Raw genomic sequence first — 13,150 nt, forward strand, 5'->3', positions numbered from 1 at the left:
CATTTTAGTGAACGGGTTTTTTATGGCATAATACTTGACAATATTATAATGCAAAACCAACAAATTATCATCTTATTTGTTGGTTTTCAACAAGATGATAGTTTATAATGTAATAACTTTGTAGTATAAACTGTTATAAGTTTAATGACAAAATGACCTAAATACAATATGTCTCAACAAAAAATAATCACCATTGACAATTTGTCACTACAAGAATTTGATTCTGAAGCTGATTTAATTCCACTTCTTACGCCAGAAGACGAAGAAGAAATGAATAACGAAGAGCTTCCGGCTGATTTACCTATTCTTCCGCTTCGCAACACAGTACTTTTTCCTGGTGTTGTAATTCCTATTACTGCGGGAAGAGATAAATCGATAAAACTAATTAACGATGCCAATGCTTCGGATAAGATCATTGGGGTAGTTTCCCAAAAAAATGAAGAAGACGAAGATCCAACCGAAGAGGGAATCAACAAAGTTGGAACAGTTGCTCGTATCCTTCGCGTCTTAAAAATGCCTGACGGAAACGTAACAGTTATTCTGCAAGGGAAAAAACGTTTTGAAATTGATCAGATGACGGCAACAGAACCGTATCTGAAAGCTACTATAAAAGAAGTCTCGGAGGTAAGACCAGTTTCAAAAGACAAAGAATTTTCAGCGATTATTGATTCAGTTCGTGATTTGGCCATTCAAATTATAAAAGAAAGTCCAAATATCCCGACTGAAGCTACTTTTGCTATAAAAAACATCGAAAGTAATTCCTTTTTAGTCAATTTTGTATCCTCTAATATGAATCTTTCTGTTGTTGAAAAGCAAGAATTATTAGAAGTCAATGATTTGAAAGATCGTGCTTTGGCTACATTGAAACACATGAATGTCGAGCTTCAGAAATTGGAGCTTAAGAATGACATTCAGTCTAAAGTGCGTTTCGATTTAGACCAGCAGCAAAGGGAATATTTTTTGCAGCAGCAAATGAAAACCATTCAGGAAGAATTGGGAGGCGCTTCGCATGAAGAAGAAATTGAAGAAATGCGCAAAAAAGCTTCGGAAATCAATTGGGATGCCAAAACTAAAAAGCATTTTGATAAAGAAATTTCCAAATTACAGCGTACAAACCCGAATTCTCCTGATTTTGGAATCCAAAGAAATTACCTTGAATTATTTTTGGAATTGCCTTGGAATAAGTTTTCAAAAGATAATTTTGATTTAAAACGCGCACAAAAAATACTGGACAGAGATCATTTTGGTCTGGACGATGTTAAGAAAAGAATGATAGAGCATTTGGCAGTTTTAAAATTGCGAAATGATATGAAATCGCCAATCCTTTGCTTTACAGGACCTCCAGGAGTTGGTAAAACGTCTATTGGACGTTCGGTTGCGGAAGCTTTAGGAAGAGAATATGTACGCATGTCGCTTGGAGGTTTGCGGGATGAAGCAGAAATCCGAGGTCATCGTAAAACATACATTGGCGCTATGCCGGGAAGGATTATTCAAAGTTTGAAAAAAGCGGGAACTTCAAATCCGGTCTTTATTCTGGATGAGATTGATAAATTATCGAGCAGTAATCAGGGAGATCCTTCTTCTGCTTTGCTTGAGGTTTTAGATCCGGAACAAAACAAGGAGTTTTATGATAATTTCCTTGAAATGGGATTCGATTTGTCTAAAGTAATGTTTATTGCTACGTCAAATAACATTGCTAATGTACAGCCTGCTTTGCGTGACCGTATGGAAATTATCAATATGTCAGGTTATACCATTGAAGAAAAAGTGGAAATTGCAAAACAGCATTTGGTTCCAAAGCAAATCAAAGAACACGGATTGACTACCAAGCAGATTTCCTTCGGCAAAAAGCAAATAGAGAAAATTGTGGAAGGATACACCCGAGAGTCTGGTGTGCGCGGCTTGGAAAAGAAAATTGCACAAATGGTGCGTAATGCCGCCAAAAGTATCGCCCTTGAAGAAGAATATGACATCAAGGTGACTGATGAAGATATTGAAAAGGTTTTAGGAGCTCCAAGAATGGAACGTGATAAATACGAAAATAATGATACGGCTGGAGTGGTTACAGGATTAGCCTGGACAAGTGTCGGCGGTGATATATTGTTTATTGAATCGATTATTTCTCCGGGTAAAGGCGGTTTGACTTTTACAGGAAATATGGGAACAGTAATGAAAGAATCTGTAACCATTGCTATGGAATATGTAAAAGCCAACGCCGAAAGATTAGGTATAAACACAGAGATTTTTACTAAATACAATATTCACGTGCATATTCCGGAAGGAGCAACGCCTAAAGACGGTCCAAGCGCGGGAATTGCGATGTTGACCTCTTTGGTTTCTTTATTAACTCAAAAGAGAGTAAAGAAAAATTTGGCCATGACCGGAGAAATTACGCTTCGCGGAAGAGTGCTTCCTGTTGGAGGAATAAAAGAAAAGATATTGGCTGCAAAAAGAGCAAAAATTAAAGAAATTATTTTATCTGAAGAAAACAGAAAAGACATAAATGAAATAAAAGGAGAATATATTGAAGGCCTGACTTTTCACTTTGTGAACGAAATGAGCGAGGTTTTAGCAATTGCCATCACTAAAGACAAGGTAAAATACGCTAAAACATTATAATTTAAAACGGCTAAATTTTTTAGCCGTTTTTTTTGTAAAAAATAATATCTTCGCTTCCGCGTTATATTGTTTTCAATCCGTACAAATTTCGATGCAAAAAAGACCCTTTATTCTGTTAGTACTTCTGCTTACTTATTCAACTTATAGCCAAGTAGGAGGACAAAGTGTATATCAGTTTCTGAATTTAATTTCTTCACCAAGACAAGCAGCTTTAGGTGGAAAAACAATTACGACATATGATTATGATGTTAATCAGCCGTTGTTTAATCCGGCTTCGATTAATGAGGAGATGAATGGAAGGCTGTCGTTAAATTACGGGAATTATTTTGGAGATGTAACCTACGGAACTGCTGCTTTTGCTTATACTCATGACAGACATGTCCAAACTTTTCATGGCGGAGTTACCTATGTAAATTATGGAAATTTTGACGGTCGTGATGAATCAGGACAGGCCACTGGTGAATTTACGGGCAGCGAAATTGCATTGTCTTTGGGATATGCTTATAATGTGCCTTGGACAAAGTTATATATTGGTGCCAATGCAAAATTTATTTCTTCCACACTAGAATCATACAATTCATTTGGTGTTGCTGCTGATTTAGGAGCCATTTATGTAGATGATAAAAATGATATCAATTACGGTTTAGTTGTAAGGAATATAGGAACTCAAGTTACTACCTATGCCGGGCAAAACGAAAAGCTGCCAATTGAGGTAATTGCGGGTATTTCACAAGAATTGGAAAATGTGCCTATCCGCTGGCATTTAACATTAGAGAATTTACAAAAATGGAAAGTTGGTTTTGCCAATCCCGCCAGAGGAGAGCAGACTATTGATGGAGAAGTCATTGAGGAAAAAGTAGGTTTTTTAGGAAACGCGTTCCGACATGTTATTTTTGGTGCTGAGGTTTTCCCTAAGAAAGCATTTAGCTTACGAGTAAGTTATAATTTCCGTCGTGCTGCGGAACTTAAAATAGTTGAACAAAGAACTTTTTCCGGAATTTCTGCCGGATTTGGGATTCGATTTGCTAAATTTAGATTCGATTATTCTTATTCGAGATATACATTAGCATCAAACACCAGTTTATTTGGTTTGATGATTAATCTTTAAATTTTAGTTTTGAATAAAAAAATTACCATTGCCATTGACGGATTTTCCTCTACAGGGAAAAGCACTTTAGCCAAACAATTAGCCAAACATTTGGGCTATATTTATGTGGATACCGGAGCGATGTACCGTGCCGTGACACTCTATGCGATGCAGCATCATTTTATTACTGCCGATGCTTTTGATAAAGAAAGTCTGATTCATCATATTCCGAATATAAAACTGCATTTTGAATTCAATCCTGATTTGGGTTTTGCCGAAATGTATTTGAATGATACTAACGTTGAAAGAGAAATCCGTACCATTGAAGTTTCAGGTTTTGTGAGTAAAATTGCTGAAGTTTCCGAAGTTCGTTCCAAATTAGTGGAACAGCAACAGGAAATGGGGAAAAATAAAGGGATTGTCATGGATGGCCGCGATATAGGAACGGTCGTTTTTCCGGATGCAGAACTTAAAGTATTCATGACAGCCAGTGCGGAAACGCGTGCCCAGCGTCGTTACGATGAGCTTATCGCCAAAGGAGATGCAGTATCCTTTGAAGAAGTACTTAAAAATGTTGTAGAACGTGATTATATAGATACGCATCGTGATGATTCACCACTTGTAATAGCTGATGACGCTATCGAAATAGACAATTCTTACTTATCAAGAGAAGAACAATTTCAGGTTGTTCTTGATTTGGTTAACGATATTTAGCCAAAAGGCCAATTCAATTGTTTTTTATGTAATAAAAAATGTATTGAGGACAGTTTCCGTAAAAAAGCTAGTTCTCGATAAAATTTTCGGTGAAAACCACCCGAACTGATGATTTTTTTATAGATTTACCGGCTTTTTTAAATCAAACAAAAACCAAAAACATTTTTATGAATATTAAATTTAGATTAACGTTAATGAGTTTCCTTCAATTCTTTGTGTGGGGAGCCTGGTTAATTACTATTGGAACTTATTGCTTTAATGCAAAAGGCTGGACTGGCGCCGAGTTTGGAGCTATTTTTTCAACTTTAGGTCTTTCCTCTTTATTTATGCCGGCACTTACAGGGATTTTAGCGGATAAGTGGATTAATGCTGAACGACTATATGGGATTCTTCATGTTTGTTATGGATTAATATTGTTGTATGTTCCAAAAGTTGAAGATCCGAATACTTTATTTTATGTGATTTTTGGCGCAATGATTTGTTATATGCCAACTATTTCACTATCAAATTCTATTGCATATACAATTCTGAAAAATAATAAATACGATGTAGTCAAAGTTTTCCCGCCAATCAGAGTTTGGGGAACAATAGGATTTATTGCGGCTATGTGGATTACAAATATATTCAGTTCACCAACCCCTCCTAGTATTTTTAAAGATTTTGGATTAAGTGTTGGTAACGCTATATCTGATATATCAGGCAGTCCGATTTATGCTAATCAATTTTATATTGCAGCTTTTATGGCAATTGTTTTGGGTATTTACTCTTTTACTTTGCCAAAATGTCCTCCTCAGAAAACAATTTCTGAAGATGCTACATTTGTTGAACAATTGGGTTTAACGGCTTTTAAATTATTCAGTTCTTATAAAATGGTTTTGTTTTTTGTTTTCTCTATGTTTTTGGGAGGAGCATTGCAATTAACCAATATGTATGGTGATGCTTTTTTAAATGATTTTGCCAAAATACCTGAATACAAGGAGTCTTTTGTAGTTGAATATTCAACTATAATTATGTCTATTTCCCAAGTGTCTGAAACATTATTCATTTTGGCTATTCCATTTTTCCTGAAACGTTTTGGAATCAAACAGGTGATGTTGTTTTCAATGATAGCATGGGTTTTACGATTTGGATTGTTTGCTTATGGAGATCCAGTTGGAGGGTTGTGGATGATCATCTTATCTTGTATCGTTTACGGTATGGCATTCGATTTCTTTAATATTTCAGGTTCATTGTTTATTGAAACCACTACAGATTCAAAAATCCGTTCTTCAGCTCAGGGATTGTTTATGATGATGACTAATGGGGTTGGAGCTTATCTAGGAAGTAAAATAAGTGGATTTGTTATTGATAATTATTTTACTCATGGTGGAATAAAAGATTGGCATAATACATGGTTGTCATTTGCAATATATGCTTTAATTGTTGCTGTTGCTTTTGCTGTTTTGTTCAAACACAAACACAATCCTAAAGATGTAGAAAGTGTGAGCCATTAAAAATAAATTTTTGGTAGGCAGAAACCCGGTTAGCTTTTGTTAACCGGGTTTTTGTTTTTTTAGATATAGTGTATATTTAGCCCCGATAGAGCCAAATATCCTTTTTCCTTCACTCTTTACGCTCTTTGCGCCAGCAAAAACTTGGACTGGAAAGGAAAAAGATATAGGCGATAGCGGGAAAAAGCTCCTTAAAATAGACCAGATAAACTGCTTAAAAGACAAATAGTCTGACTTAACTGCTTATTGAAAAAAGGATATTGTTGAAAACCTTTTGTAATTTCAAAAAAAAGAATTAATTTTGCACACCTTTTGGCGGTCAGTGTATCCATTAGGAATCAATTATTTATGTAAAACACTTCTGTAGTTTTCTACCGCTTTATGAGACACGAGAGAATGCAGAATACAAATTTTTTATCAGACATGTCTGAAACATTAAAATCACAAGAAGAGTTCTTATCAACGTTTAACTGGCATAACTATGCTGAAGGTATTGATGCTGTTGATGAAAGTAACTTAAGAGAATTTGAAGAATTAGTTGCTAAAACTTTTATTTCAACGGATCAGGAAGAAGTAGTAGAAGGTGTAGTAGTAAGAATCACTGAAAGAGATGCTATCGTTGATATCAACGCTAAATCTGAAGGTGTAATTTCTTTAAACGAATTCCGTTACAATCCAGGTTTAAAAGTAGGTGACAAAGTTGAGGTATTAATTGACGTTCGTGAGGACAAAACAGGTCAATTGGTTTTATCTCACCGTAAAGCTCGTACTATCAAAGCATGGGATAGAGTTATTGCTGCTAATGAAACTGGAGAAATCGTTAATGGTTTTGTAAAATGCAGAACTAAAGGAGGTATGATCGTTGATGTATTTGGTATTGAAGCTTTCTTACCAGGTTCTCAAATCGATGTGAAACCAATCCGTGATTACGATCAATATGTAAACAAAATGATGGAATTCAAAGTGGTAAAAATTAACCACGAATTCAAAAACGTTGTTGTTTCTCACAAAGCGCTTATTGAAGCGGATATTGAAGTACAGAAAAAAGAAATCATTGGTCAATTAGAAAAAGGACAAGTATTAGAAGGTGTTGTTAAAAACATTACTTCTTATGGTGTGTTTATTGATTTAGGTGGTGTAGATGGATTAATCCACATTACTGACCTTTCTTGGTCAAGAATCAATCACCCAAGCGAAGTTCTTGAATTAGACCAAAAATTAAACGTTGTAATCCTTGATTTCGATGATGAGAAAACAAGAATTCAATTAGGTTTAAAACAATTAAACGCTCACCCATGGGATGCTTTAGATTCTAAATTAACAGTAGGAGATAAAGTAAAAGGTAAAGTAGTAGTTCTTGCTGACTACGGTGCATTTATCGAAGTGGCTGAAGGTGTTGAAGGTTTAATCCACGTTTCTGAAATGTCTTGGTCTACGCACTTGCGTTCTGCTCAGGATTTCGTAAAAGTGGGTGATACTGTTGAAGCAGTTATCTTGACTCTTGATAGAGAAGAAAGAAAAATGTCTTTAGGTATCAAACAAATGACACAAGATCCATGGACTGATATTACTTCTAAATACCCAGTAGGTTCTAAACATACAGGTACTGTTAGAAACTTTACAAACTTTGGAATTTTCGTAGAATTAGAAGAAGGAATCGACGGATTAGTGTATATCTCTGATTTATCTTGGACTAAAAAAATCAAACATCCATCTGAATTCATCAATGTTGGTGAAAAATTAGACGTTGTTGTTTTAGAACTTGATGTTGACGGACGTAAATTATCTTTAGGTCACAAACAAACTACAGCTAACCCTTGGGACAAACATGAAGATGCTTTCGCTGTTGGAACTATCCACAACGGAGTAATCGCTGAAATTGTTGACAAAGGTGCTACTGTAGATTTCGGAGATGATGTTATTGCTTTTATTCCTACTCGTCACCTTGAAAAAGAAGACGGTAAGAAATTGAAAAAAGGTGATGCTGCTGACTTCAAAGTAATTGAATTCAACAAAGAATTCAAAAGAGTAGTTGCTTCTCACACTGCTATTTTCCGTGAGGAAGAAGAGAAAAATGTGAAAGCTTCATCTGACAACAATTCTTCATCAAACAATGTATCTGCTGCTTCTACTTTAGGAGACAACAATGATATCTTGGCTGAATTGAAAGCTAAAATGGAAAAAGGAGGGAAATAATCTCTGATCTTTTTTAAATATAAAAGCCCTGCAGTAATGCGGGGCTTTTTATTTATAGTAATTCTCGGCTGATAATTCCTATATTTGCCCAACTAAATTCTAAAAATGAAAAAACAGTACTTTTTATTGTTGGCTTTGGGCCTCTTTACGGGTGTTAATGCTCAGGTTATTACGATTCCAAATGCGAATTTTAAAGCGAAGTTGCTGGCCGCAAGTCCAAGTAATCAGACAGCCAAAAATTTAGCAGGTGACTATTTTAAAATAGATGCCAATTCTGATGGTGAAATCCAACAAAGTGAAGCTTTAAATGTAAGTTTTTTAAGTGTAACTAATTCTTCACTTATCACTGACTTAACAGGAATCTCTTATTTTACAAATATCACTTCTTTGATTTGCAATGGTAATCGCTTAACTAGCTTAAGTTTGATTAACAATACCGCTTTGACCAATTTGGATTGTTCCGGCAATAGTTTAGAGAGTTTAAATGTTAGCAATAATTTGGCATTAATCACTTTAAATTGTTATGCGAATTATTTGCCTAGTTTGAATTTGAATAATAATACTTTATTAACTACTTTGGATTGTAATAGTAATATTATAAGCAGTTTAAATCTAAATAATAATACTTTATTAACTACTTTGAATTGTAGTGTTAATGCTTTCACCAGTTTAAATATAAATAGCAATACATTATTAACGTATTTAAACTGCTACCATAATCAATTAACTAGCTTAAATTTGAATAATAATTTAGCGTTAAATAGTATAAATTGCGAATCTAATAACTTAACAAGCTTAAATGTTGGTAGTAATACACAGTTAAGTTATATATCATGTTCTTCAAATCAAATAACCGCCTTAGATATAAGTAATAATTTATTATTGAATAATTTATACTGCAGTTTAAATAATTTAACAAACCTAGATGTAAACAATAATTCCTTATTAAGTGTTTTATGGTGTTACAGTAATCAATTGACAAACTTAGATGTTAGTAATAATATTTTATTAAATAACTTACGTTGTCAAAACAATCTATTAACTAGTTTAAACTTGAGTAACAATACGCTATTAAATCTATTGCTTTGCGATAATAATGAATTAACGAGTCTCTTTATAAAAAACGGAATAAATGAGACAAATATTACTTTCTCACAAAACCCAACTTTGCTATATGTTTGTGCAGATGAAGGCCAATTTGCAAATATTCAAAGTAAAATTACCTCTTACGGTTATACGAATTGCCATTTAAACTCCTATTGTTCATTCGCGCCAGGAGGAATATTTTATACTATTCAAGGCCAAAATAAGTTTGATGGGAATAATAATGGCTGTGATGTTTCAGATAATATATTGTCCAACTTAAGATTTAATATTACAAGCGGTGCTACTGGAGGAAGATTTATTTCTAATGCCACTGGAAATTACAGTATTCCGGTTATTGCCGGAACTCATACTCTAACTCCGGTTTTTGAAAATTCTTCTTATTTTACTGTTTCTCCAAGTAATGTAACTGTTACTTTTCCAACACAAGCAAGCCCATTCACTCAAAGTTTCTGTGTTTCTGCCAATGGAAACCATCCTGACCTGGAAATAACTATGATGCCCTTACAGGCAGCAAGGCCAGGTTTTTATACATTATATAAATTGGTGTATAAAAACAAAGGAAACACAATACAGTCCGGAACAATAAATGTAAATTTCAATGATGCTGTTTTAGATTTAATTTCTTCAAATCCTGCAGCTGCAGCGACTACTAATAATTTGTCCTGGAACTTCACTAATTTAATGCCATTCGAAATCAGGGAAATTACTTTTACGCTAAAAGTCAATTCCCCTATGGAAACCCCAGCGGTAAATAGCGGAGATATTTTAAATTATACAACAACGATTACTTCTCCAGCAACCGATGACATGCCAAATGATAATACGTTTGTATTGCATCAAAGCGTAGTAAACTCTTTCGACCCTAATGATAAGACATGTTTGGAAGGAACCACAATTGCTCCGGGTAAAGTAGGAGAGTATGTGCATTATATGATCCGTTTTGAAAACACAGGAACTTTCCCAGCTCAGAATATCGTAGTGAAAGACATGATTGATACGGCAAAATTTGATATTAATTCTTTAATTCCAATAAGAGGAAGCCATTCGTTTGTAACAAAAATTACCGGCAATAAAGTAGAATTCATTTTTGAAAACATCAACCTCCCTTTTGATAATGCGAATAATGATGGCTATGTAGCTTTCAAGATTAAAACAAAACCAACATTAGTTTTAGGAAATACATTCAGCAATTCTGCCAGCATTTATTTTGATTACAATTTCCCAATTGTAACTAATACGGTTACGACAACTATTGCCGCTTTACAACGTCAGGATTTCGAATTTTCAAACTACTTCAATCTGTATCCAAATCCGACACACAATGTGTTGAATATTGATGCAAAAGATACGATTACGATTACTTCCATCAGTATTTATAATGCTTTGGGCCAATTGGTTTTAGTGATTCCAAATGCGCAAAAAGAGAAATCAGTTGATGTGTCAAGCTTGAGTTCAGGTAATTATTTTATCAAAATAAATTCCGATAAAGGGACTTCCAATACGAAGTTCATTAAGAATTAAATTTTAAAAGCCCTGCAGTAATGCGGGGCTTTTTTTGTAGTATTAATTTCTTATCTTCGCGCAACTAAATTTTCAAAATGAAAAAATTCTACTTTTTAGTATTGGCTTTAAGCTTTTTTACTTCTGTAAATGCTCAGATTATTAATTTTCCGGATGCTAATTTTAAAGCGAAGTTGATAGGGTCAAATTGTGCGGACTTTAATAATGATGGAATCTTCGACGGGGATGTTGATGTTAATGATGATGGAGAAGTTCAACAAAATGAAGCTGAAAATGTTACACAATTAAGTATTATAGATTCATATGATTCAATAGATTATGAATATCAGTATTTTGTAATTTCAAGTTTAGAAGGAATAAACTCATTTGTTAATCTGAAAAGAATATCATTTGAATATATAAATTTTAATATTTCAGTAATTAATTTATCCCAACTCGAACTTTTAGAATATATCAAAATTAATAACATGCTTCCTGACTTTAGTCATGTTGACTCAATTAATCTTTCCAATTTGAGTCATCTATTTTTTTTAGATTTAAACTTCAACAGAGCCAATAGTTATGGCTATAATACAAGTGTTAATTTGGCAGGATGTTTAAATCTTAATGATTTGACTTATTATAATAGTTTTATGAGTTTTGACTTTTGTCAAATTCCTAATTTAAAAAATCTAAATTGTTTCTATCTTGAAGGAGGTGAGCCATCTAATGGTATTTTTGATTTTAGTTGCCTTGAAAAATTAGAAACACTAACAATAGGGGATAATTGGATGGATGTTTTAATATTAAAAAACGGTTCTTTATTGAACTCTATAGTTATTCCTTTCGATTCGGGATATCCAAAGGCTAAATTTATTTGTATTGATGATAATCAACAAGAATTGCAGCAAATTTTAGATTCAGGATTAGTAGGTCCAAATACTGTTGTTAACAGTTATTGTAGTTTTGAACCAGGAGGGCAGTACTATACTATAAAAGGGAAAAATAAATTTGATACTAATAATAATGGTTGTGATGAATATGATAGGATATTCCCAAACTTGAAGTTAATCACTAATGGAACTAACCCTGAAACAATAATTTCTAATTCATCAGGGGAATATAAAACATTAGTTCAATCTGGTGATGTTGTTTTAACTCCAATTATTGAAAATCCGACTTATTTTGCAATTTCCCCTTCATCTGTAAATGTTTCTTTTCCAGCACAAACAACTCCATTTATCCAAGATTTTTGCATAACGCCTAATGGTGTGCATTCTGATATAGAAGTTAATTTATTACCATTAAATGCTGCAAGACCAGGATTTGATGCAAAGTATAAAATAGTATTCAAAAACAAAGGAAACCAAGTTGAAAATGGCTCAATAAATGTAATTTTTGATGACTCAAAAATAGATTTTGTTTCAGCTAGTAATGCTCCAACACAATCATCAGGATCACTAACATGGAATTACACGAACATGCAACCGTTTGAAACAAGAACTATGGGTGTTATTCTGAATATCAATTCTCCTATGGAATCTCCAGCGGTAAACGGAGGAGATGTTTTAAATTATACGGCAACTATTACTTCTGGAAATACTGATGAAACACCAAATGACAATACATTTGAATTCCACCAAATCGTGGTAGGTTCATACGATCCAAACGACATTACTTGTTTAGAAGGTGCATCGGTTTCAACTGCTAAAATTGGCGATTATGTGCATTACATGATTCGCTTTGAAAATACAGGTTCGGCGAGTGCAACAAATATTGTGGTAAAGGATGTAGTTGATGCGGCTAAATATGATGTAAATTCAATTGTACCAATACAAGGAAGTCATTCGTTTGTCACGAAAGTTTCCGAAGGGAATAAAATAGAATTTATTTTTGAGAACATCAATCTGCCTTTTGATGATGCCAATAACGATGGGTATGTGTCATTTAAAATCAAAACCAAATCAACTTTAATAGCTGGAGATACTTTCTCTAAAAATGCCAATATTTATTTCGATTACAATTTTCCAATTGTGACCAATACAGCTACAACAACGATACAACAAGTATTAAATGTTCAGGATTTTGAGTTTTCAAATTATGTTAAATTGTATCCGAACCCGGTTCATAATATATTGACTATCGATGTAAAAGAGACTATCAAGATTACTTCAATTAGTATTTATAATACTTTAGGGCAATTGGTTTTAGTGATTCCAAATGCCCAAAATACAAAAGCGATAGATGTTTCCGCATTGACTTTAGGCAATTATTTTATCAAAATCAATTCCGATAAGGGAATATCGAATACGAAGTTCATCAAGAATTAAATTAGAAGCCCTGTAGTAATGCGGGGCTTTTTTTAGCAATTGGTTTATTTGCGACTGTAAATAATTTTGTGGCAGATTTTCTGAAAATTATTTTCTTGCCACAAGAA

At 33.7% G+C, this 13,150-nt stretch carries 7 protein-coding genes; all 7 read left to right on the forward strand.

Going from position 1 to position 13,150, the window contains the following annotated elements:
* Nucleotides 1-168: 168 nt before the first annotated feature.
* The 7 genes from lon to ACRDEC_RS06245 all read left to right on the forward strand — a co-directional run bounded on the left by lon (nucleotide 169) and on the right by ACRDEC_RS06245 (nucleotide 13,043).
* Entirely contained in the window at nucleotides 169-2,619 is a 2,451-nt protein-coding gene (gene lon / locus ACRDEC_RS06215) for an endopeptidase La (RefSeq protein ID WP_431497468.1), read from the forward strand.
* 91 nt (nucleotides 2,620-2,710) lie between these two features.
* Nucleotides 2,711-3,727 (forward strand): type IX secretion system protein PorQ, encoded by a 1,017-nt coding sequence (gene porQ / locus ACRDEC_RS06220; RefSeq protein ID WP_431497469.1) that lies wholly within the window; start codon nucleotides 2,711-2,713, stop codon nucleotides 3,725-3,727.
* A gap of 9 nt (nucleotides 3,728-3,736) precedes the next feature.
* Nucleotides 3,737-4,420 carry a (d)CMP kinase gene (gene cmk / locus ACRDEC_RS06225; protein ID WP_431497470.1) on the forward strand — a complete coding sequence of 228 codons (684 nt, stop codon included), beginning with the start codon at nucleotides 3,737-3,739 and terminating at the stop codon, nucleotides 4,418-4,420.
* A 167-nt stretch (nucleotides 4,421-4,587) separates the two neighbouring features.
* On the forward strand, nucleotides 4,588-5,913 hold the full coding sequence (locus ACRDEC_RS06230; protein WP_431497471.1) for a nucleoside permease: 1,326 nt from the start codon (nucleotides 4,588-4,590) through the stop codon (nucleotides 5,911-5,913).
* A 420-nt stretch (nucleotides 5,914-6,333) separates the two neighbouring features.
* Entirely contained in the window at nucleotides 6,334-8,106 is a 1,773-nt protein-coding gene (rpsA, locus tag ACRDEC_RS06235; protein ID WP_431497472.1) for a 30S ribosomal protein S1, read from the forward strand.
* Nucleotides 8,107-8,211: 105 nt separating this feature from the next.
* On the forward strand, nucleotides 8,212-10,734 hold the full coding sequence (locus ACRDEC_RS06240) for a T9SS type A sorting domain-containing protein (protein WP_431497473.1): 2,523 nt from the start codon (nucleotides 8,212-8,214) through the stop codon (nucleotides 10,732-10,734).
* Between the two features lie 77 nt (nucleotides 10,735-10,811).
* Nucleotides 10,812-13,043, forward strand: a complete 2,232-nt coding sequence (locus tag ACRDEC_RS06245) for a T9SS type A sorting domain-containing protein (RefSeq protein ID WP_431497474.1) — start codon at nucleotides 10,812-10,814, stop codon at nucleotides 13,041-13,043.
* Nucleotides 13,044-13,150: the final 107 nt, after the last annotated feature.

This window comes from Flavobacterium sp., assembly GCF_050696275.1.
GTDB lineage: Bacteria > Bacteroidota > Bacteroidia > Flavobacteriales > Flavobacteriaceae > Flavobacterium.

Coding starts and splice junctions, on each gene's coding strand:
- lon (WP_431497468.1), top strand. CDS start 169: ATGTCTCAACAAAAAATAATCACCATTGACAATTTGTCACTACAAGAA.
- porQ (WP_431497469.1), top strand. CDS start 2,711: ATGCAAAAAAGACCCTTTATTCTGTTAGTACTTCTGCTTACTTATTCA.
- ACRDEC_RS06230 (WP_431497471.1), top strand. CDS start 4,588: ATGAATATTAAATTTAGATTAACGTTAATGAGTTTCCTTCAATTCTTT.
- rpsA (WP_431497472.1), top strand. CDS start 6,334: ATGTCTGAAACATTAAAATCACAAGAAGAGTTCTTATCAACGTTTAAC.
- ACRDEC_RS06240 (WP_431497473.1), top strand. CDS start 8,212: ATGAAAAAACAGTACTTTTTATTGTTGGCTTTGGGCCTCTTTACGGGT.
- ACRDEC_RS06245 (WP_431497474.1), top strand. CDS start 10,812: ATGAAAAAATTCTACTTTTTAGTATTGGCTTTAAGCTTTTTTACTTCT.